The sequence below is a fragment of the Streptomyces sp. NPDC048417 genome, from assembly GCF_040651615.1.
In the GTDB taxonomy this organism is placed as follows: Bacteria; Actinomycetota; Actinomycetes; order Streptomycetales; family Streptomycetaceae; genus Streptomyces.
Window position 1 is genome coordinate 97,439 of record NZ_JBEZKI010000017.1, and the last position, 21,661, is coordinate 119,099.

The 21,661-nt window shown below is 70.6% G+C and carries 17 protein-coding genes, 1 tRNA gene and 1 riboswitch; of the genes, 4 read left to right on the forward strand and 14 right to left on the reverse strand.

Annotated elements, in window-relative coordinates; translation table 11 throughout:
• The first annotated feature begins 143 nt into the window (after positions 1–143).
• Both AB0D59_RS26405 and AB0D59_RS26410 read left to right on the forward strand, forming a co-directional pair.
• Entirely contained in the window at positions 144–542 is a 399-nt protein-coding gene (locus AB0D59_RS26405; protein WP_362569992.1) for a helix-turn-helix transcriptional regulator, read from the forward strand.
• A 218-nt stretch (positions 543–760) separates the two neighbouring features.
• A complete protein-coding gene (locus AB0D59_RS26410) occupies positions 761–1,012 on the forward strand; it encodes a hypothetical protein (RefSeq protein ID WP_362569995.1) in 252 nt (83 codons plus the stop codon).
• A 51-nt stretch (positions 1,013–1,063) separates the two neighbouring features.
• On the opposite strand, the gene AB0D59_RS26415 is transcribed toward AB0D59_RS26410, so the two are convergent.
• Positions 1,064–1,146, reverse strand: a tRNA-Leu gene (locus tag AB0D59_RS26415).
• 372 nt (positions 1,147–1,518) lie between these two features.
• On the opposite strand from AB0D59_RS26415, the gene AB0D59_RS26420 reads away from it, so the two are divergent.
• Both AB0D59_RS26420 and AB0D59_RS26425 read left to right on the forward strand, forming a co-directional pair.
• On the forward strand, positions 1,519–2,367 hold the full coding sequence (locus AB0D59_RS26420; protein ID WP_362569998.1) for an ABC transporter ATP-binding protein: 849 nt from the start codon (positions 1,519–1,521) through the stop codon (positions 2,365–2,367).
• A complete protein-coding gene (locus tag AB0D59_RS26425) occupies positions 2,367–4,895 on the forward strand; it encodes an FtsX-like permease family protein (RefSeq protein WP_362570000.1) in 2,529 nt (842 codons plus the stop codon). The genes AB0D59_RS26420 and AB0D59_RS26425 overlap by 1 nt, the downstream gene beginning before the upstream one ends.
• Before the next feature lie 76 nt (positions 4,896–4,971).
• On the opposite strand, the gene AB0D59_RS26430 is transcribed toward AB0D59_RS26425, so the two are convergent.
• The 13 genes from AB0D59_RS26430 to AB0D59_RS26490 all read right to left on the reverse strand — a co-directional run bounded on the left by AB0D59_RS26430 (position 4,972) and on the right by AB0D59_RS26490 (position 21,556).
• A complete protein-coding gene (locus tag AB0D59_RS26430) occupies positions 4,972–6,270 on the reverse strand; it encodes a cyclopropane-fatty-acyl-phospholipid synthase family protein (protein ID WP_362570003.1) in 1,299 nt (432 codons plus the stop codon).
• 256 nt (positions 6,271–6,526) lie between these two features.
• Complete coding sequence (locus AB0D59_RS26435) at positions 6,527–7,906, reverse strand: NAD(P)/FAD-dependent oxidoreductase (RefSeq protein ID WP_351706567.1); 1,380 nt, start codon at positions 7,904–7,906, stop codon at positions 6,527–6,529.
• Between the two features lie 857 nt (positions 7,907–8,763).
• Positions 8,764–9,705, reverse strand: a complete 942-nt coding sequence (locus tag AB0D59_RS26440) for a Ppx/GppA phosphatase family protein (protein WP_362570006.1) — start codon at positions 9,703–9,705, stop codon at positions 8,764–8,766.
• Between the two features lie 102 nt (positions 9,706–9,807).
• Positions 9,808–10,326, reverse strand: a complete 519-nt coding sequence (locus AB0D59_RS26445; RefSeq protein ID WP_362570009.1) for a DUF501 domain-containing protein — start codon at positions 10,324–10,326, stop codon at positions 9,808–9,810.
• Between the two features lie 29 nt (positions 10,327–10,355).
• Entirely contained in the window at positions 10,356–10,832 is a 477-nt protein-coding gene (locus tag AB0D59_RS26450) for a septum formation initiator family protein (RefSeq protein ID WP_362570012.1), read from the reverse strand.
• A 117-nt stretch (positions 10,833–10,949) separates the two neighbouring features.
• The gene (gene eno / locus AB0D59_RS26455; protein ID WP_351738839.1) at positions 10,950–12,236 is read right to left on the reverse strand and encodes a phosphopyruvate hydratase; all 1,287 of its coding nucleotides are present in this window, start codon (positions 12,234–12,236) and stop codon (positions 10,950–10,952) included.
• Between the two features lie 407 nt (positions 12,237–12,643).
• Positions 12,644–13,330, reverse strand: coding sequence for a transglycosylase family protein (locus tag AB0D59_RS26460; protein ID WP_362570015.1), 687 nt, complete (start codon positions 13,328–13,330; stop codon positions 12,644–12,646).
• Positions 13,331–13,333: 3 nt separating this feature from the next.
• Positions 13,334–13,505: riboswitch (cyclic di-AMP (ydaO/yuaA leader) on the reverse strand.
• Between the two features lie 193 nt (positions 13,506–13,698).
• Positions 13,699–14,706, reverse strand: a complete 1,008-nt coding sequence (locus tag AB0D59_RS26465) for a transglycosylase family protein (protein ID WP_362570018.1) — start codon at positions 14,704–14,706, stop codon at positions 13,699–13,701.
• Positions 14,707–14,948: 242 nt separating this feature from the next.
• Positions 14,949–16,247, reverse strand: a complete 1,299-nt coding sequence (locus AB0D59_RS26470) for a cytochrome P450 (RefSeq protein WP_362570021.1) — start codon at positions 16,245–16,247, stop codon at positions 14,949–14,951.
• Entirely contained in the window at positions 16,244–18,592 is a 2,349-nt protein-coding gene (locus tag AB0D59_RS26475; RefSeq protein WP_362570024.1) for a tetratricopeptide repeat protein, read from the reverse strand. Before AB0D59_RS26475 ends, AB0D59_RS26470 begins: the two co-directional genes overlap by 4 nt.
• A 78-nt stretch (positions 18,593–18,670) precedes the next feature.
• Positions 18,671–19,660: a nucleoside triphosphate pyrophosphohydrolase gene (locus AB0D59_RS26480; RefSeq protein WP_362570027.1), complete on the reverse strand. Its 990-nt coding sequence runs from the start codon at positions 19,658–19,660 to the stop codon at positions 18,671–18,673.
• A gap of 159 nt (positions 19,661–19,819) precedes the next feature.
• A complete protein-coding gene (locus AB0D59_RS26485; RefSeq protein ID WP_362570030.1) occupies positions 19,820–20,467 on the reverse strand; it encodes a SurA N-terminal domain-containing protein in 648 nt (215 codons plus the stop codon).
• Between the two features lie 261 nt (positions 20,468–20,728).
• On the reverse strand, positions 20,729–21,556 hold the full coding sequence (locus tag AB0D59_RS26490; protein ID WP_362570033.1) for a glycoside hydrolase domain-containing protein: 828 nt from the start codon (positions 21,554–21,556) through the stop codon (positions 20,729–20,731).
• Between the last annotated feature and the right edge of the window lie 105 nt (positions 21,557–21,661).

A 21,661-nucleotide genomic window follows, 5' to 3' on the forward strand; every position in this document is an offset into this window, starting at 1 on the left:
TCCAACGAGATTGGACACTAGGGCCTCGGAGACCCCCTGCGCAACCCGTTCGAGAAATCACCCTCTCGGCCGATCGCGGCGGCGACCGTAGAATCGGCGCGACATGGCGGACTCCGCAGGCGGCGAGCAGGAAGTGACGGTCAGTGGCCAACGCACTGCAGCAGTTGATCCGTGAGCACCTCGACCGCAAGGGCTGGTCCTACGGTGACGTGGCGCGGCGCGGCGGCATCCCCCGCTCCACCGTCCACCACCTGGCCACCGCCGAGCGGGTGGTCCGCATGCCCCAGACGACCACCCTGGAGGGCCTGGCCAAGGGGCTGGAACTCCCGCTGGAGCGCGTGCGCCGGGCCGCCGCCGAGGCGTGCGGGATCCACGTGTACGACACCTCGCCGGACGCCGGCGCGAACGGCGGCGCCGCCGACCCCGAGGTCGCCCTGCTCATCGCGAGCGTCCAGAAGCTGTCGGCGGACGACCGCCGCCATGTCACCGCTCTGGTCGAGTCCCTGCTGGACCGTTCCTCCAGACCCACCAAGGAGCAGTGACCGCCCCCGGGCCACGGACGGGCCGCCTCCGATCCGTCGGGGAGCCGCCTCCGACCCGTCGGGGGACCGCTCTCCGAACGCTCTCGGACGCACTTCCGTCAAGTCGGAAAAAGAATCCAACTCCGCACGAAAGCGTCGAGATCCAGGGCTAGTCTCTCGTCCTGCCCGGGACGCGAGAGCCGCACGACCACGGGCTCTCAGGGGGAGATGTGTTGTTCGTGCACGGCGGACCGGCGACGGCCGTGGTCCGGGGACCCGACGGCGAGTCCGTCGTCCTGCTGTCCGGGGAACTGCCCGAGGTGCTCACCGACGCCTCGGTCACCGAACTCCTGGACCTGGCCGCCGCCATCCTGGACGCCGGCGAACTCACCCTCTTCGAGGAGTGCCTGCGCGCACTGCGCCGCAACGGCATGCGCGCGGGCCGCCGTATCGACGTGGACGGCGCGGTCCTGACCGTCTACGAGGGATGAGCCGACGCTCCGATGGACGAGCCGCCGTCGCCCCCGAGAGGGCGCGGGAAGTGCCCGGAACCGGACTTGAACCGGTACGCCCGCGAGGGGCAGCGAGGTTTAAGCTCGCCGTGTCTGCATTCCACCATCCGGGCAGGCCATGGGCTCCGCTACGAGATTCCGAGCCTATCGGGAGGCGTCCCCCGAACAGCGGACGGGCGACCCGATGTTGTCTTATTTTATTGACGTCTGAGGGTGCATCAGCCACCGGAACGAGCCATCCGCACTTGCCAATAGCGTTACGCGCGGTGGGTGCGCGCGTACGGGGAATGACGGAATTTCACCGTCCGAACAAGGGGGCTCCACCTGTTCTCGACGGCTGGGAACGACCAGTTCCGGATCTGGTCCGGTCGGCCCGAGGGTCCGCCGTCATCCCCAGGTATGACGCGGCGGGCTCCCGGTCCCCCCTCGGTCGCCCCCCGGAACCGGAACTGCGGCTGACTACACGGGCCCGTACGGCCGAGACGATGGTGCGGTCCCCATGTACGACGTCGTCCCGACAGGAGCGCCCTTCCGTGTCCACCACACCCTCCCCCAAACTTCGTCCAGGGGTGCCCCCAGCCGACCGGCGGACCACCTCGGTGGCCGCTCGCGCCACGGAGCTCTCGAAGATCTACGGGCAGGGTGAGACGCAGGTCGTCGCCCTGGACCGGGTCACCGTCGAGTTCCGGCAGGCCGAGTTCACCGCGATCATGGGGCCGTCCGGCTCCGGCAAGTCCACGCTGATGCACTGCGTGGCCGGCCTCGACACCTTCTCCTCCGGTTCCGTACGGATCGGCGACACCGAACTCGGCACCCTGAAGGACAAGCAGCTCACCAAGTTGCGCCGGGACAAGATCGGATTCATCTTCCAGGCGTTCAACCTGCTGCCGACGCTGACCGCGCTGGAGAACATCACGCTCCCGATGGACATCGCGGGCCGCAAGCCGGACAAGCAGTGGCTCGACAGCGTCATCCAGATGGTGGGTCTGAGGGACCGGCTGAGCCACCGTCCCTCGCAGCTCTCCGGCGGCCAGCAGCAGCGCGTCGCCGTCGCCCGCGCCCTCGCCTCCCGGCCGGAGATCATCTTCGGTGACGAGCCGACCGGCAACCTGGACTCCCGCTCCGGCGCCGAGGTGCTCGGCTTCCTGCGCAACTCGGTGCGGGAGCTGGGCCAGACGGTCGTCATGGTCACCCACGACCCGGTGGCGGCGTCGTACGCGGACCGCGTCGTCTTCCTCGCCGACGGCCGGGTCGTCGACGAGATGTACCGCCCGACGGCCGACGGCGTCCTCGACTTCATGAAGCAGTTCGACGCGAAGGGCCGGACCAGCTGATGTTCCGCACCGCCCTGCGCAACGTCCTCGCGCACAAGGCCCGGCTGCTGATGACCGTGCTCGCCGTGATGCTCGGCGTGGCCTTCGTCTCCGGCACTCTGGTCTTCACCAACACCATCTCGGACGCCTACCAGAACAGCTCCGCCAAGGGCTTCGACGGCGTCGACGTGGCCGTACAGGCCAAGTACCAGGACTCCAAGGGCGATCAGGTCGGCAAGACCCCCGACCTCACCCAGGCGCTGCTCGACAAGGCCGCGAAGGTCCCCGGGGCCGCCTCCGCCACCGGGGTCGTCTCCGGCTTCACCGCGATCGCCGACAAGGACGGCAAGCTGATCGGCGGCGGCTGGCAGTCCGAGGGCGGCAACTACTGGGGCACCAAGGACGCCCGCTACCCACTGGTCAGCGGCCACGCGCCGAGCGGCGCGAACGAGGTGCTGATCGACTCCAAGACCGCCGAGCGGGCCGGCTACAAGGTCGGCGACACCGTGCGCATCTCGGTGAACGGCCCGGTCCTCAAGCCCACCGTCGCCGGCGTCTTCACCACCGACGACGGCAATGTCGCGGCCGGCGGCAGCCTCGCCCTGTTCGACACGGCGACCGCGCAGCAGCTGTTCGGCAAGAAGGGCGCGTACGACGAGATCGACGTGACCGCGAAGTCCGGCACCGCCCAGGCCGCCCTCAAGGCCCAGCTGGACCAGGCGCTGCCGAAGAAGCTCGTGGAGACCACCACCGGCAGGAAGCTCGCCGACGACCAGGCGAAGGCCATCGCCGACGGCATGAGCGGCCTGCGCCAGGGCCTGCTGGTCTTCGCCGGTATCGCCCTGTTCGTCGGCACGTTCATCATCGCCAACACCTTCACCATGCTGGTCGCCCAGCGCACCAAGGAGCTGGCGCTGCTGCGCGCGGTGGGCGCCTCTCGCCGCCAGGTCACCCGCTCGGTGCTGATCGAGGCGTTCGTGGTCGGCGCGGTGGCCGGGCTGGCCGGGCTGGTCGCCGGTATCGGCATCGGCGCCGGACTGCGCGCGCTGATGGGCTCGTTCGGCGCGACCGTCCCGGACGGCCCGCTGGTCATCAGCCCCGGCACGGTGGCCGCCGCCCTCGCCGTCGGCGTCGTCATCACCATGCTGGCCGCCTGGCTGCCCGGCCGCCGGGCCGCGAAGATCCCGCCGGTCGCCGCGATGAGCGCGCTGCACTCGGCGCCGACCACCAAGTCGCTGGTGCTGCGCAACACGATCGGCGCACTGTTCTCGGCGGCGGGCGTGACGGTGATCCTGGCGGCGACCACGATGTCGGGCTCCGACGGCCAGGCGCCGATGGGCCTGGGCGCGGTCCTCCTGATCATCGGCGTCTTCGTGCTCACCCCTCTCCTCTCCCGTCCGCTGATCGCTGCCGCCGCCCCGCTGCTGCGCGGGTTCGGCGTCTCCGGGAAGCTGGCCCGGCAGAACTCGGTGCGCAACCCGCGCCGTACCGCCGCGACCGCCTCGGCGCTGATGATCGGCCTGACCCTGATCACCGGCATGACGGTGATGGCGGGCAGCCTGCAGAAGTCGATCGACAAGATGGCGAGTTCGGCGGTCCGCGCGGACTACGTCGTCTCGATGGCCAACGGCAACGCGCTCTCCCCCGACGTGGCGAAGAAGCTCGCGACCGCCGACGGAGTGACCGCCAGCAGCCCGCTGCGCAACGCGGCCTCCCGGATCGACGGCGACACCGAGTACCTGACCGGCGTCAACGGCTCGGCGATCGGCAAGCTGACCGACCTCACGGTCGACAACGGCTCCTTCAAGGTCGGCGGCTCGGACGTGGTCGTGGACGACGACACGGCCACCTCGCACGGCTGGAAGGCCGGTTCGGCCTTCACGGTGCACTACGAGGACGGCAAGGCGCAGGAACTGACGGTCGCGGGGGTCTACGAGGGCAACGAGCTGATCCGCGGGATCATGCTCGACAACACCGTCCTCACCCCGCACCAGACCGACCCCGCCGACATGCAGGTCATGGTCAAGACGGCGGACGGCGCGTCCAGCGCGGCCAAGGACAAGCTCGAGAAGGTCCTCGGCTCCAACCCGGCGATCAAGGTCCAGGACAAGCAGGACCTGTCCGACTCCATCGCCCAGGCGTTCACGCTGATCCTGAACATGGTCTACGGCCTGCTCGCGATGGCGGTGATCGTCGCGGTCATCGGTGTCATCAACACCCTGGCCATGTCGGTCTTCGAACGCCAGCAGGAGATCGGCATGCTCCGCGCGATCGGCCTGGACCGCAAGGCGGTCAAGCGGATGGTCCGGCTGGAGTCCCTGGTCATCTCGCTCTTCGGCGGGGTGCTGGGCCTCGGCCTGGGCGTGTTCTTCGGCTGGGCGGCCGGTCAGCTGGTCGGCGCGAGGATGCCGACCTACGAACTGGTCGTGCCGTGGTCCAGGATGGCGCTCTTCCTGGTGCTGGCCGGCGTGGTCGGCGTCCTGGCGGCCCTGTGGCCGGCCCGGCGCGCGGCGCGGCTGAACATGCTGGCGGCGATCAAGTCCGAGTAGCCGCGGACACGGCGAAGGGGCCCCGCGCCGTGCGTGCGGGGCCCCTTCGCCGTCCTCCTGGTTCCGGCTGTGGGTGCTACCGGTTCCAGGTACGGGAGCGCAGCGGCAGCCCCGACGCACCCGATTCGGGGGTCTTGACGGCCAGCACCTGGTTGACGCCGATGCGGTTGCGTTCGAAGGCGAGGGCGGAGGCGGCCATGTACAGCAGCCAGACGCGGGCCCGGCCGGGGCCGGTGAGCCGTACCGCGCGCGCCCAGTCGGCCTCCAGGTTGGTCACCCAGCGGCGCAGGGTGCGGGCGTAGTGCTCGCGGAGGGACTCCACGTCCCGCACCTCGAATCCGGCCCGCTCCAGCTGGGTGACGGTGGTGCCGATCGGGGCGAGCTCCCCGTCCGGGAAGACATAGGCATCGATGAACGGGTCGACCTGGTAGGCCTCCTCGTCGCGCCGCGGCGGCCGCGCGATCTGGTGGTTGAGCAGCCGCCCCCCCGTCTTCAGCAGGGCGTACAGATCGCTCGCGTAGTCCAGGTACTTCTCCGCGCCCACGTGCTCGGCCATCCCGATCGACGAGATCGCGTCGTACGGCCCGTCCCTGACGTCCCGGTAGTCCTGGACCCTGATCTCCACCCGGTCCGTCAGACCCTCGTCCGCGACCCGTTTACGGGCGTACGCGGCCTGCTCCTGGGAGAGGGTGACCCCGACGACGCTCACGCCGTGCTCGCGGGCCGCGTGGATCGCCATCGAGCCCCAGCCGCAGCCGACGTCGAGCAGTCGCTGACCGGGTTTCAGACCGAGCTTCCGGCAGACGAGTTCGAGCTTGTCGCGCTGGGCGGTCTCCAGGGTGTCCGCATTTTCGACGGCCCCCCAGTACGCGCACGAGTAGACCATCGACGGCCCGAGGACGATCTCGTAGAAGTCGTTCCCCACGTCGTAGTGGTGGCTGATGGCCTGTTTGTCACTGCGACGGGTGTGCAGATGGCGGCGTCTGCGCACCTCCTCGCGGGGCGGGGCCGGCGGAACGGGCGGTCCGGCGAGCTTCAGCAGCTCCCGGCCGGCGGCCCGCACCTCGGGGTCGCGCAGGGCCTGGGCGAGGGTACGGCCGTCCTCCCCGCGCTCCCAGATCAGTCCGGACATCACCGCCAGGGCGCTGTACAGATCGCCCTCGATGTCCAGATCGCCGGCGACCCAGGCCCTGGCCAGGCCCAGTTCCCCCGGCTTGAACAGCATGTAACGCAGGGCACGGCGGTTACGGATCACGATCGCCGGAGCGTCCGGCGGTCCCGCCTGTGATCCGTCCCAGGCCTGCAGCCGTACCGGGAGCGGAACTCCCAGCACCTGCTCGGCAACACTCCTCAGCCGCGACGCGGCGTCGGCCATGGCGCACACCTCCAAGACGACGATCCCGGATGCCGGTTACCACGTAAACACCGTGAGGGCAGCAGCGCAGTCCCGCAAAGGAGTTACGACTGGGCAAAATAGCTGTAGCCGCCATGCAGTTACCCGGGCGCCGGGAACGCCGAAGGACCTCCCGCACCACGGATGGCGGGAGGTCCTTCGGGGGTGATTCGGTGACCGGCGGCCGAGGCCGTCAGCAGGCCCTGAGCCAGGAGGCCCTGACCCAGGAAGCCTTGGCCTAGGAGGCCTTGGCCTTCTCCTCGGTCTTCGGGGTGGCGACCGGCGCCGGCTTGGCGGCCTCGTAGAACTCCTCGCGGGGGTTCTCCATGGCACCCAGGGACACGACCTCGCGCTTGAGGAACATGCCCAGCGTCCAGTCGGCGAAGATGCGGATCTTGCGGTTCCAGGTCGGCATCGCCAGACCGTGGTAGCCACGGTGCATATACCAGGCGAGACGGCCCTTGACCTTGATCTTCGTCTTGCCCAGGACGATCATCGCGACGCCCTTGTGCAGACCGAGACCGGCGACCGCGCCCTTGTTGGCGTGGCTGTACTCCTTCTGCGGGAAGCCCCGCATACCGGAGACCACGTTGTCGCCGAGGACCTTGGCCTGACGGAGCGCGTGCTGCGCGTTCGGCGGGCACCAGGCGTTCTCGACACCGGCCTTGCGGGCGGCGACGTCCGGCACCTGGGCGTTGTCGCCCGCGGCCCAGATGTAGTCGGTGCCCTGCACCTGGAGGGTGGGGGCGGTGTCCACGTGGCCGCGCGGGCCGAGCGGCAGACCGAAGCGGGAGAGCGCCGGGTTCGGCTTGACGCCGGCGGTCCACACGATCGTGTTGGAGTCGACCTCGAGGCCGTTCTTCAGCACGACGTGGCCGTCGACGCAGGAGTCCATCGAGGTGGAGAGGTAGATCTCCACACCGCGGCTCTCCAGGTGCTCCTTGCCGTACAGGCCGAGCTTGGGGCCCACCTCGGGAAGGATCTTGTCGGCGGCGTCGACGAGGACGAAGCGCATGTCCTCACGGGACACGTTCTTGTAGTACTTCGCCGCGTCGCGGGCCATGTCCTCGACCTCGCCGATGGTCTCCGCGCCCGCGAAGCCGCCGCCGATGAAGACGAAGGTGAGCGCCTTGCGGCGGATCTCCTCGTCGGTCGTGGAGTCGGCCTTGTCCAGCTGCTCCAGGACGTGGTTGCGCAGGCCGATGGACTCCTCGATGCCCTTCATGCCGATGCCCTGCTCGGCGAGGCCGGGGATCGGGAAGGTACGGGAGACCGCGCCGAGCGCGATGACCAGGTAGTCGAACGGCAGCTCGTACGCCTCGCCCACGAGGGGGGCGATCGTGGCGACCTTGCGGTCCTGGTCGATGGTGGTGACCCGGCCGGTGAGGACCTCCGCCTTCGGCAGCACGCGTCGCAGCGGGACGACGACGTGCCGAGGGGAGATGCTGCCGGCGGCGGCTTCGGGGAGGAAGGGCTGGTAGGTCATGTACGACCGGGGGTCGACGACCGTGACGGTCGCCTCGCCGTAGCGCATCTTCTTGAGAATGCGCCGAGCTGCGTACAGGCCTACGTACCCACCGCCTACTACGAGGATCCTGGGACGCTCCGTGGTGCTCATGGCATCGAGTATCCACCCGCCCCAGGGGGGCCGCTCGTGCGCCCCTTCACAAGGTTCCACGGGGGTCGTGCTACACTCCGCCGCCCACGTGACACAGGTCATGGTCAGCGGCGGGAACCCACTTCCGATACGACCCGTTGTCAATGCCGTGTGAGCTGCCCCTCCAGGCTTCCGGGGGGACTGCGGGGACACCGGATGTCACCCTCACGAGCGCCTCCCGGAACACCCCCGAAATGCTCTCCTGAGCACGCGCTCGGGCCTGTTGAGCCCCCGAACGGGCCAACGGGTGCCCGCGGACCCCCCACCTGCACCGAATTCCTTGTGAAGAACTTCACGAAGTTTCCCGAGGGGGTGTCATGGCACGGCGTGTCACACCCCGAAAACCCCGCTCACCCGTCACCTCACATGCTCATCCGAGGTGGTCGGGAGGGGTGAGTGAGATGGTCGGAAGGGGTGGGCGAGGCCGGTCGGAGGGGGTGGGCGAGCCGGTCGGGAGGGGGGGTGGGCGAGGTGGCCGGAAGGGGTGGGTGAGGCCGGTCAGGAGGGGCCGGGAGGGTCGGGACGAGGGAGCGGGCGGACCGGTCGGCAGGAGCAGGCGGAAGGCGCGGGCGACGCCGGCCGGCAGGAGGCGACGGGCCGGCGACGCGGGCGACGCCGGGCGGGAGGAGGAGGCGTCGACGGGCCACAGGATCGGGCGGACCGGGCGGGAGGAGATGGCGTCGACGGGCCACAGGATCGGGAGGAGATGGCGTCGACGGCCCACAGGATCGGGCGGACCAGGCGGGAGGAGATGGCGTCGACGGGCCACAGGATCGGGCGGACCGGGCGGGAGGAGATGGCGTCGACGGGTGGGAGGGTCAGGCGATGGACCAGGCGATGCCGTCGAGGATGTCGTGCTCGCTCACCACGACCTCCGTCGCGTCCACTCGTTCCATGATCGACAGCAGGACGAGGGCGCCGGCTCCGATGACGTCGACACGCCCGGGGTGCATGGAGGGGATCGCGGCGCGCTCGGCGTGGGTGGAGTCCAGCAGCCGCTCGGTGATCTCCCGGACCCGGGCGTAGGGGATGCGGGAGTGGTGGATGGCGGCGGAGTCGTACTCCGGCAGGTCCTGGTGGATGGCGGAGAGGGTGGTGACCGACCCGGCCAGGCCGACCAGGGTGTGCGCCTCCCGCAGCGGCACGGTCTCCTCCGCGAGGTCGAGGGCGCGCTCGATGTCGGCCCGCAGGGCGGCGATCTCCGTCTCGGCCGGCGGGTCGCTGACCTGCCCCTCGTGCACCAGGTGCCGCTCGGTCATCCGCACGCAGCCGACGTCCACGGACCGCGCGGCCCGCACCCGCTCGTCCCCGACGACGAACTCGGTGGAACCGCCGCCGATGTCCACGACGAGGAAGGGCTTGGCGAGGTCGTCACGGCCCGTCAGTTCCTTCGTCGCACCCGTGAAGGAGAACTCGGCCTCCTGGTCACCGCTGATGACCTCCGGCTCGACGCCGAGGATGTCCAGCACCCCGCGCACGAACTCGTCGCGGTTCTCGGCGTCCCGGGAGGCGGAGGTGGCCACGAACCGCAGCCGCTCCGCCCCGTACTCCTTGATGACGGCCGCGTACTCCCGGCAGGCGGCGAAGGTCCGCTCCAGCGCCTCGGGCGCCAGCCGCCCGGTCCGGTCGACCCCCTGCCCGAGCCGCACGATCACCATCCGCCGGTCCAGGTCGACGAGTTCCCCGGTCTCCGGGTCGGCGTCGGCGACGAGCAGCCGGATGGAGTTGGTGCCACAGTCGATGGCGGCGACGCGGGTCATGGCTGGGGGTTCCTCACTCTGTACGTGACCTGGTGGCGGACCGGGTCGGTGGTGGGTGGGCGGAGGTCTCGGGGCCCAGGGGGCCGAGCCCCCTGGACGGCGTCACTCGCCGGTGACCACGCAGGCGCCCTTGGCCCACCACTCGGGCAGCATGGCGATCGCCTCGTCGCCCAGCGGGTTCACGCCGGGCCCCGCCGCCAGCGAGTGCGCCACCAGCACGTGGAGGCACTTCACCCGGTCCGGCATCCCGCCGGCGCTCGGGAACCCCGTCAGTTCCTCGATCTCGTCCCGGCGCCGGATGTAGTCCTCGTGCGCGGCCCGGTACGCCGCCGCCAGCTCCGGGTCGCTCTCCAGCCGCGCCGTCATCTCCTTCATCACGCCGTTGGCCTCCAGGGTGCCGATGGCGGACGCGGCCTTGGGGCACGTCAGGTAGTACAGCGTCGGGAACGGCGTGCCGTCCGGCAGCCGGGGCGCGGTCTCCACGACGTCCGGCTGCCCGCACGGGCACCGGTGCGCGATCGCCCGCAACCCGCGCGGCGGCCGCCCGAGCTGCTGCTTGAAGGCCTCGACGTCGGCGTCGGTCGGCTCGGTGCGCTCAGTGGAGGGCGGAGGCGTTTGCATGACTGTGTTCTGTGTGGCTTTCTGTCGGTTCACTGGTCGGACGCGTCGGACTTGTCGACGCCGTCCCAGACGTTCGCGTACCAGGGCCGGTCGGCCGCCCCTAGGTAGGCGTGCGCCTGCTTGGCGGCGGCGGGGTCGATCACGATGTACCCCGTCTCCCCCGGCATCACGTAGTGCAGCCGCTCCCGGATCTGCTGCTCGGCGTACGCGTCGTCCTGCCACCGGGCCTTGACGTCCCGCAGTTGCTCGACCCGCTGCCGGGCCTGCTGCTGCTGGCGTTCCTGGTCGGCGATCTCGGCGCGCTGGGAGACGTACTGCCGCATCGGATACGCGAGCGCGACGATCATCGTGCACAGCACGATCGCGAGCAGCGCGGCGCGGCCGGTGAGCCGGGAGCGGCGGGCCTGCCGCTTGGTCTGGGAGCGGTAGACCCGGGCCGCCGTCTGCTCGCCGAGCAGCTTCAGCCTGGTCGCGGTGGAGAACCGGTCCCGGTCCTTCACGGCCATGTCCCCGCCTCCCGTTCACACGCACGTACGTCCCCGCACACGGTACGGGACCGGTACGGGGACGTACGTACGACTGGCGCAGCCTTGACCCTTAACGGGTCAGCGACCCCTGACGGGTCAGCCCTTGAAGCGCGGGAAGGCGCTGCGGCCGGCGTACACCGCGGCGTCGTCGAGGATCTCCTCGATGCGCAGCAGCTGGTTGTACTTGGCGACGCGCTCGGAGCGGGCCGGGGCGCCGGTCTTGATCTGGCCGCAGTTGGTGGCGACGGCGAGGTCGGCGATGGTGACGTCCTCGGTCTCGCCGGAGCGGTGGGACATCATGCACTTGAAGCCGTTGCGCTGGGCCAGCTCGACGGCGTCCAGGGTCTCGGTGAGCGAGCCGATCTGGTTCACCTTGACGAGCAGGGCGTTGGCGGCGCCGTCCTCGATGCCGCGGGCCAGACGCTCCGGGTTGGTGACGAAGAGGTCGTCGCCGACGATCTGGACCTTGTCGCCGAGCTTGTCGGTGAGGACCTTCCAGCCGGCCCAGTCGTCCTCGAACAGCGGGTCCTCGATGGAGACCAGCGGGTACGCGGAGACGAGCTCCTCGTAGTACTCGGTCATCTCGGCGGCCGAGCGGGACTTGCCCTCGAACTCGTACTTGCCGTCCTTGTAGAACTCGGACGCGGCGACGTCGAGCGCAAGGGCGATCTGCTCACCGGGGACGTAACCGGCCTGCTTGATCGCCTCCAGGATGAGGTCGAGCGCGGCGCGGTTGGACTCCAGGTTCGGGGCGAAGCCGCCCTCGTCGCCGAGGCCGGTGGACAGGCCCTTGCTCTTCAGGACCTTCTTCAGGGTGTGGTAGACCTCGGCACCCCAGCGCAGCGCCTCGGAGAAGGACTCCGCGCCGATCGGGGCGATCATGAACTCCTGGATGTCCACGTTGGAGTCCGCGTGCGAGCCGCCGTTGAGGATGTTCATCATCGGCACCGGCAGCAGGTGCGCGTTGGGGCCGCCCAGGTAGCGGAACAGCGGCAGGTCGCTGGCCTCGGAGGCGGCGTGGGCGACGGCGAGGGAGACGCCGAGGATGGCGTTGGCTCCGAGCGAGCCCTTGTTGTCGGTGGCGTCCAGGTCGAACATCGCCTGGTCGATCAGGCGCTGCTCGGTGGCGTCGTAGCCGACGAGCTCCGGGCCGATCTGCTCGATCACGGCGAGGACGGCCTTCTCGACACCCTTGCCGAGGTAGCGGTTGGGGTCGCCGTCACGGAGCTCGATGGCCTCGAAGGCACCGGTGGAGGCGCCGGACGGGACGGCGGCACGACCCGTGCTGCCGTCGTCGAGGCCGACCTCGACCTCGACCGTGGGGTTGCCTCGGGAGTCCAGGATTTCCCGGGCTACGACGACGTCGATGGACGGCACGAGCATCTCCTTCTTGGGATGTGACGCTGGTTGTGCGGGCGCACGCGGGCCTTGTCGGCCCTTGCTCAGCCTTGCGACTAGAGCCTAACCGTCCCGGGGCCGTCGACCGGCACGACCGACCGACCCTTGGACACACAGACGGTACTCATTGTTCACGCACGGAACAAAGGGGGGCCCGATGAAGAACGGAAGAAGAGCGGGTCAAGAAGAAGACCGCGGGAGGGCCGCGGGAGGACCGCAAGGAGAAACCCCGCCCCGGTGCGTACGGGGGAGAACGCACCGGAGCGGGGGCCCGTGGGGGACGGGGGTGGCCCTCACATGGTCCTCACTATGAGGACCACGGTTGTGTGGGCGCTGTGGTCCAGCTGGGCGCCGCGTATTACTTCGTAAGGCTTCGGGAGCGGCCCGTCGTCCTACTTCAGGTGCAGCTGCTGGCCCGGGTAGATGAAGTCGGCGTCGTCGACGATGTCCTTGTTCAGCTTGAACAGCGCCTGCCAGCCGCCCTTGACCTTGTGCTTCTCGGCGATCGAGCTGAGCGTGTCGCCCTTGACGACCTTGTACTCGCCGTCGCCCTTCTTGACCTTCTTGCCGGTCGGAGTGGTGACGGTCTTCTTGGCGGCCGGACGCTCGGCGGAGCGGGAGGCGGCCTGGGTGTCGGTCGTACGGCTGCTGGTGGCGCTGCTCGAAGAGGAGCTGGAGGAGTTGGAGGAGCCGCTGCCGGTGTAGGCGGCGCCGGACAGGCCCGTGCCGCAGACCGGCCAGGCACCCTTGCCCTGCGCGGCGAGGACCTTCTCGGCGATCTCGATCTGCTGCGCCTTGCCGGCCTGGTTGGCCTGCGCGGCGTACTGGGTACCGCCGTACGCGGCCCAGGTGGAGGCGGAGAACTGCAGACCGCCGTAGTAGCCGTTGCCGGTGTTGATGGCCCAGTTGCCGCCGGACTCGCACTGGGCGACGGTGTCCCACTCGGAGGCGGTGGCGGCGGAGGCGCTGCCGGAAGCCATCAGCGGTGCGGCGATGGCGACACCGGTGACACCGGCGAGCGCGGCGACGCGGGTGGCCTTGGACGGACGACGGTGCTTGCCCTTGCCGGAAAACAGCATGACGGATCCCCTCACCGACGCCTGCGAGGTGAGCTGTCGGGTTCGGGCCGGTTGAGTTGCCCGGCCGCACACCTCACGGTGCGCGGCTTCACCCCGAGCCGGACACGGCAGCCTCAACTACCGGTCCCGGCACTTACCTTGGGTCCCCCGCTCCTGCCTACGGCGCTTGACGCGACGACTGTTCCCGGGCAGCCGCTGGCAGGACTCGGCGTTGCGACGGCCGGGGCTCGTGGTGACGAGCGGCCTTGACCGTAAACAGGCGATCAGGTGAATTTCAAAGATGATCAGGGCTTCTGAGACTCATCCCACACTTTCACCAAAACGGACATTTAACTTCTAAGTAGGGCGGTCCGAGGGCCCAACTCCCGCTACTTTTCGTCCGTTTCGCTGCTGAGTTTCAGGGCCTGACCGGGGGCGATGTCGTTCGGGTCGGAGCCGATGTCCGCCTTGTTGGCGGCATAGAGCGCGCGCCATCCGCCGTCGAGGCCAAGGGAGTCGGCGATGGAGGCGAGGGTGTCGCCGTCCCGGACGGTGTAGGTGTCGGCGTCCCGGGAGGCGTGACGGCCGGAAGAAGTCGCACTTTGACCGTTTGTCACGCTTTCGTCCGCCGAGCCGCCGCGGTGCTTACCGCCGCCATCGACGGCCCCCGTGTCGACCAGATCCCAAGAGCTGCCCGTCTGCCACGAATTGTCCGAGTCATCGGCTTCGGACACCACGGGGTTCTTGCTCGCCTTCGAGGCGTTGGAGCCCTTAGATCCCGACTTGTCCGCCTTGGCGGAGTCGGTGGGGGTGCCCGTACCGGAGTCGTCGCTCGCGCTCGGGGACGGGGTGGCGGAGTCCGTGGCGCCCGACGAGGAGTCGGACGAGCCGGAATCCAGTGAACCGGATGAATCCGATGAACCAGATGAAGAGGATGAATCCGACAGCCCGGAGGACGAGTCGGAGGAGCCGGACGTGTCGTCCGATCCGCCGAGGCCCGTGTCGACGTTCACCGAGGCGTCGTCCGAGGAGAGTCCGGCGAGCAGGGCGCAGGTCCGCCAGGGCTTGGTGCCCTGGTCGGCGAGGATCTTCTCGGCGACGGCGATCTGCTGCGAACGGCTCGCCTGGTCCGGCGTGCCGGCGTACTCCTGGCCGCCGTACGCGTCCCAGTCGTCCTGGGACATCTGCAGGCCGCCGTAGTAGCCGGTGCCGGTGTCCATGCTCCAGGAGCCGCCGCTCTCGCACTCGGCCACCCTGTCCCAGGTGCTGCCGTCGGCCGCGTTGGCGCTCGCCGCACCGAGGAGCGGGATGGCGATGGCCGAGCCGGTCACGCCGGCCGCGACGAGGAGAGCCGGAGCCTGACGGGGGCGACGGTGACGACCGTTCCCGGAGAGCATGCGGAAACCTTTCGAGCGACAGCGGTGACCGGCGCGACGGGTCCCGCTGGGGCGCCGCACTGATGGGTGAACGTATAGGCAGACGATCACTTGTCACAAGTTAATGCCGCGCAGATCACGTGAAGATCACAGACTTGAACGCCGGTCATCTCTGCCGGTGAAGGGCCGTGCGGGGGCGGCGGCGGGGGCCGGACAGACGCCGGTCGGGGGCCGGGTGGGTGCCGGGCGGGTGCCGGCGGGGCTCATCGGCCGTCGGGGGTGAACTGCACGGGGAGCGTGCGCAGTCCGCGCATGATGAGGCCACCGCGCCAGCGCAACTCGCTCTCCGGCACCGCGAGTCGCAGGTCCGGGAGACGGGTGAGGAGGGTGGCGAGCGCGGTCTGCCCCTCCAGGCGGGCGAGCGGGGCGCCGAGGCAGTAGTGGATGCCGTGGCCGTAGCCGAGGTGCTGGTTGTCCCGCCGCGCCAGGTCGAGCGTGTCCGGCTCGGCGAACCGCTCCGGGTCCCGGTCCGCGGCGGCGAGTACGACGAGGACCGGGTCGCCGGGTGCGATGCGCTGTCCGCCGATGCCGAGCGGCTCGGTGGCGAACCGCCAGGTGGCCAGCTCCACCGGCCCGTCGTAGCGCAGGAGTTCCTCCACTCCGGTCTCCAGCAGCGCGCGCTCGCCGGCGGCCAGGGAGTCCTGCAGGCGGCGGCGCTGTTCCGGGTGGGTGAGCAGGGCGTACGTCCCGTTCCCGATGAGGTTGACCGTCGTCTCGAATCCGGCGAACAGCAGGATGAAGGCCATGGCGGCGGCCTCGTTCTCGGTGAGGTGCTCGCCGTGGTCGGAGGCGCGGATGAGCCCGGAGATGAGGTCCTCGCCCAGGGCCGGCTCGGCGGACAGCGCCTCCCGCTTCCGGTGGATCAGCTCGGCCAGATATCCGCGCATCTTCTTCACGGACCGCGCGACCCCGCCCCGCGGCCCTCCGCCGTGTCGGATCATCATCCCGGCCCAGTCCCGGAAGTCGTCCTGGTCCTCGCGCGGGACGCCCAGCAGGTCGCAGATGGCGTAGATGGGCAGCGGGAAGGCGAACTCGTGGATGAGGTCGGCCTCGCCCCGGTCCGCGAACCCGTCGATGAGCCGGTCGGTCAGCTCCTGCACCCGGGGCGCGAACTCGGCCACCCGGCGCGGCGTGAACGCCTTGCTGACCAGCCGCCGCAGCCGGGTGTGGTCCGGTGGGTCGATGTTCAGCAGATGTGTCATCAGCTCGGCCTTGCGCTCCCCGGGGATCCCGGTCTTCCCCTTCGCGTGCGCGGGCTCGTCGTGATGCGCCGGGTTCTTGGACAGCCGGGGGTCGGCGAGCGCCTGCCGGGCGTCGGCGTAGCGGGTGACCAGCCATGCCTCGACCCCACTGGGAAGCCGGGTGCGACGCACGGGCGCGTGCTCCCGGAGCCAGGCGTAGGCGGGGTAGGGGTCGGCGGCGAACTCCCAGGTGAAGAGGTCGGGGGCGGTGGGGGCGCCGTCGGGGTGGGTGGTGCCGTCGGGGGCGGGCTGGTTGGTCACTCCTTGACGGTATCCGGTGCGTGCGGCGGGGGTACGGCTCGATCCGCCAAGACTCCCTCCGCGAGGTAGTGGCCCCGCTCAGCAGCCCTTCGGTACCACTGCAGCGCCTCCTCCTCGGCTCCCCTGCGGACCAGCAGACCGGCTATCTGAAACGCGGCCTCGCTGTTCCCGAGGGCGTCGGCCTCATGGAAGAGTCTCTCCGCCTCCTGCTCCTGCCCCTGCGCCATCAGACGGCTTCCGAGGTTCACCCTGGCCCCGACGTACCCGGCCGCGGCGGACCGGCGGAACAGCTCCTCCCATTCGGGGTCGTCCCTGTCCATCCGGTGCAGCAGCAGTGCCAGGCCGTTCATGGCACGCGCGTCTCCCTGGTCGACGCCACGCCGGAGCCAGCTCTCGGCGGTCACGAGGTCGCCTGCGCCGAGGCACAGGTTGGCGAGACCGAAGGCGACTTCCTGATGGCCCTTGCTCAACGCCCGGAAGTACCAGTGCCGCGCTTCGGGCCTGTGGCCCCGCCCCATCAGCATTTCCCCCAGCTGATGTGCCGCCGCCCCGTCCCCCGCCTCGGCCGCCCGCCGCAGCCACCTCTCCGCCCGGTCCCGGTGCAGCCGCCCCGCCTCCCGGGCCGCCGAGACGCTGCCGCCCTCCGCCGCCGCCTCCAGGTATCGAAGCGCCGCCTCCTCGTCCCCGACCGCGAGCAGCCGCACCGCCAACTGCTCGGCCGCCTCCGGGTGCCCGGCCTCGGCGGCCCGGCGCAACAGTTCCGCGCTCTCCTCCCCGTCGATCCGGCCGGCGAAGGCGTACATCGCCACCGTGTCCCCCGCCTCGAACCGCGGCTGCAGTGCGGCCCGCGCCGCGTCGACGACGGCCCCGCGGTCGAACGGGGTGTCGGCCTCCGCCGCATCCAGCAGCGTCCACCACACCTCGTCCGGCACCGGCTCCAGGTCCCCCGATCTCAGCGCCTCCGCCACCAGCGCCCCGTACGCCCGCCAGGTGCCCTTCTCGTCGCCCTCCACCAGCAGTCCCGAGACACCGAACAACGGTGCCGTCGCCCAGGCGAACGCCTCCTCGAACGGCTCGCGCTCCTCCGCGGCGTACCGCCGCCGGACCGCCCGGAGCAGGGCGACCGGCACCGCCGCGGTGACCCCGCACCGGGCGAGATCGACCGCCGCCCTCACCAGCAACTGGCCACCCGGGTGCTCCAGTTGGGTGCCGATCCGGCGCCACTCGTCGAAGAGCAGATGCCCGATCGCGAAGTACGAGGCGGCACCCTCGCGGCCGCTCCACAGGAACGCCGGATAGGCGCGGGGATCACGACGGTGTCCCGCCAGCCGCTGCAGCTCTCCCTCGCTCCACTCCCGTGGCACCTCGACGGTGCGCGCCATGGCCACGACCCGGTCGCCGGGTTCGGTCCCGGCGCGGCGCCGGTAGTACTCGTCGGTCGGCATCGTCCCGATGACGACCACGCCGAGCGTCGTGAGCCGCCCCAGCAGCCGCGGGCCGAGCCGCCCGTCGCCGAGGTGGTCGGTGAGGTCGTCGAGCCAGACGACGGACCGGCCGTGGCCGCCTTCCGGTTCGGTGAGGAGTGCGCGCAGGTCCTCACCGGGCTCCGGGATGTGGAGCACGGGGTCCGCTAAGGACTGGACGCCGTGCCATGCCGAGTACGACTTGCCGACGTACGGTTCGCCCAGGATCAGGACGAGACCGGGATGATCCAGTTCGGCGCGCAGCCGCTTGTCGCAGTCGCGCGGGATGTACGGCGGCACCTCCGGCAGCCCCGGCACGCGTCGCGTCGGACGGACCCCGAACTCCAGCGGTGCGACCTCGTCCGCGGGACGCCAGGCGATCGATACGGGCATGCTCCCGTAATGGTGGTGCTGCACGCCCACTACCTGGTCCTGGAAGGTGGCGTTGCGGAAGTCGACATGGTCACCCGCGCTCTGCGGGCTGTCGGGGGCGGGTGACGCCGCCGGATCCGCCGGCTCCTCGGAGTCGGCCGCCCCCGTCCCCTCGGGCACGTCCGTGTCCGCGTCCGGCCGCCGGCGGTCCTCCTCCAGCGCGGCTCGCAGTTGGGCGGCCCGCAGCGGGTCCGTGCTCAGCCGACTCCGCAAGCGGTGGAACCAGTCGGTCTCGATCTCGCGCGTCGCCGCGCTGCCGCGGTTTCTGAGCCGGTGCCAGTCCACGACCAGACGCCCCTCGATCCTGCTGCCTCCCGGAGCGTCGAGAAGGCAGAGCAGAAAAGGGAAGTCCGCCATCGACGGGGGCCGCGGGCCCTCCTTGAGAACCGCCAGGCCCTGGACAACCGTCCGCGCGCCCGCCCTCGCCAGTTCGTCGACCCCGGTATCCACCGTGTCCCCCTTTGAGCCCGAGCGTCGCTGGATCCACGGTACTCAAACGCGGCCGCTCCCCGTGCGGACGGGACGATCTCAGTGGCCCTCCGTCTCCCGGATCGCGTCCCGGTAGGCGCGGCCCGCCGCCCGCAGTGCCGCCTCCGGGTCGACGCCTTCCGCCTCGGCCCGTATCGCCAGCGCGAGCAGGTCGTACCCGATGCCCTCCACCTTGGGCAGCGGCACCTCCAGCCCGGCCGTCCGCACCCGTGAGGAGAGCTTCGCCGCCAGCGCGAGGCCCGGCTGGCCGAGGGGCACCCCGTCGGTCACCGAGTCCCGGCGCTTCTCCGCAGCCTTCGTGCGCAGCCAGTGCTCCTTGACCTCCTCCGGTGTCGAGGCGGTCTCGTCGCCGAAGACGTGCGGGTGGCGGCGGATGAGCTTCGCGACGATGCCGCCCGCCACGTCGTCGATCGAGAAGGGGGCGTCCGGGTCCTCCTCGGCGATGCGGGCGTGGAAGACCACCTGGAGCAGGACGTCCCCCAACTCCTCCCGCAGATCGTCGCGGTCGCCGTCCTCGATCGCCTCGACCAGCTCGTACGCCTCCTCGATGGCGTACTTCGCCAGTCCCTCATGGGTCTTCCGGGACGACCAGGGGCACTCGGCGCGGATGCGGTCCATGACCTGGACGAGGTCGAGGAGGCGGGCGCCGGGCAGGTCGTAGGAGGCGGGGAGCAGCTCCAGGTCGGGCATGGCGACACGGCCGGAGCCGGCGAGGCGGGCCAGGCCGTCCGTGAGCGCCGGCTCGCCCTCGCCCGTCGCCACGACCACCACCGTCCGGCCGCCGGCGCACGCGTCGACCAGCTCCTGGGCGGTGGGGGCGGACTCGTCCACGGCTGTCCCGGCCTCCCGCAGATACGGCAGCTGCGGATGCGCGCCGTCCGCGCACAGCACGCGGTCCGCCGAGCGCAGCGCCTGCCAGGCGGGCCAGGACAGCAGGCCGGGGGCGACGCGGTGGCTGGTGGTGAGGAGGATGATCCGGCCGGTGTCGGGGACGGTAGGAGCGGGAGGTTCCGGGCTGGTGGTGTTCACGATCCGAACGTAACGCACCCGCGCCGCCGGCCTCGGGCGTTGTCCACAGGGCGGGGATGATCAAGTGATCGTATGACCGCTCGCGTCAGCCCCGCCTGCCTCACTCCGCCCGTCGATCCGACCTGCTACGCCGTGGCCCGCCCTACGCTGCGGCCCGCCCTAAGCCGTCGTCTGGGTCCCCGACGACGTGACCTCCCGTACCCACGGCGTCTTCGCGTCCACCCGGCTGCTCTTCTGGACGTCCCAGGCGCCGTAGCGCGGGTTGAGGTCGACGTGGAGTTCCTGCGACGCCTTGGACAGGGCCTTCCAGAAGGCGGGCTGCGTGGTGTCGGTGCCGAGCTGCTGGGCGAGTTTCTGGGCCTCCAGCTGGAGGCGGAGGTTGTCGTCCAGGCGCTTGGGGGCGATGCCGTACTTCTGGAGCCAGGCGTTCTGGAGCGCCTTGGAGCCGCCGGCCTGCTGTTCGAGGCCGGTGCGCATCCGCTGGATCTCCTTGCGGGTGACGCCGATGCCCGCGTCCTGGGCGGCCCGGTGCAGCACCTGGTCGAGGACCATGTTGTGCAGGGTGTCCCGGGTGAGGCTGCTGGTGGCGGCGAGGACCTGCTGGTACTGCTGCTCGTCCGGCACCGCGGACCGCTGTGCCTGGCGCACCTCGTTCACCCGGGTCTCCAGCTGGGCGACGGTGATCCGCTGGCCGCCGACGACGGCCGCCGCGCCCGGGTGCGCGTCGCTTCCGCAGGCGGTGAGGAAGGGGGCCGCGGTGGCGATCGCGGCGGACAGGACGAGCGCGGTGCGACGGCGGCGGTGCAAGGATGCCTCCCGAGGAGATTGTGCGACGGTGCACAAAGTCTTGCGGTGATCGATGGTAGGCAGTGGGCAAGCTCTGGCCAACCCATTCGACCAACGATTCACACGCACATCCGGCACCGCCGCGCCACCCTCCGCAAGGGTTTGCGGGTCGGTCCGCGGGTTTGCGGGTCGGTCCGCGGGTTTGCGGGTCGGTCCGCGGGTTTGCGGGTCGGTCCGCGGGTTTGCGGGTCGGTCCGCGGGATTTCGCGGGGCGCCCCGCGCTCAGCCCGTGATCGCCACCGGGGCGTCCCACGCGTCACGGTCCACGGTGATCGTGTAACCGCCGCGCGTCTCCTTGCTGTTCACCATGTACTGGTGCGCACGGCTGTGCGCGGTGAACTGGGTCGCGCCGAACGGCCAGTCCGCCGTGGTGGTGTTGTTCTTGTCCCACAGCGCGTACCAGAGGTTGCCCGGCAGGTCCGTCTTGTCCTTGGCGTTCGCGATCGCCTTGGCGCTGGAGCTGGTGAAGCCGTAGAAGCCGGCGCGGTACGTCTTCGCGTGCAGCTGCTTGTCGAAGGCGCGCACATAGGTGAGCACGGCGTTGTTGCACGCCGTGTTCGTCGTGTCGTACGCCTCCATGTCCAGGTAGATCGGGCTGCCCGCCTTCATCCCGAGGGCGGCGGCCTTGGCGACCGCGTCGGTGGCGTCGGTCGTGCCGAGGGAGGCGGCGTTGGCGGTGGTCATCTTCTCCGGGTTGGAGCCGCTCTGGCAGGACGGCTGGGCGCCGACGTAGAGCGGGATGAGCTTCCAGCCCATCGCGGAGACGGACTTGACCCAGGAGGCGGTGAGGTTGGGCTGGGCACAGCCGCGGTTCTTGCCGCCTACGTAGACGGCGGCGGCGCCGTAGAGGCCGCCGTGCCAGGCCTTCATCGCGGCCGACGAGGGCGCGGTGCAGGTGTCGAAGGCGCGGCCGGTGTACGTCTTCTGCGCGGGCCACGTCGTGGCCGCCATGGAGGCCTGCGCGGCGATCCCGGCCCCGGCGACGACCGCGGCACCCGCGACGCCCCAGGCGATGTATCTGCGCTTCTTCGACTGCCGATGACTGGACATGCCGGAACCCCACCCCTGTGTGTGCACTGTCAAGAAGACCCATTGTGCAAGAAGAATCGAGGGAGCCGGACCACGACCTGTCGGTCGCGGGGGCCAGGGCCTGTC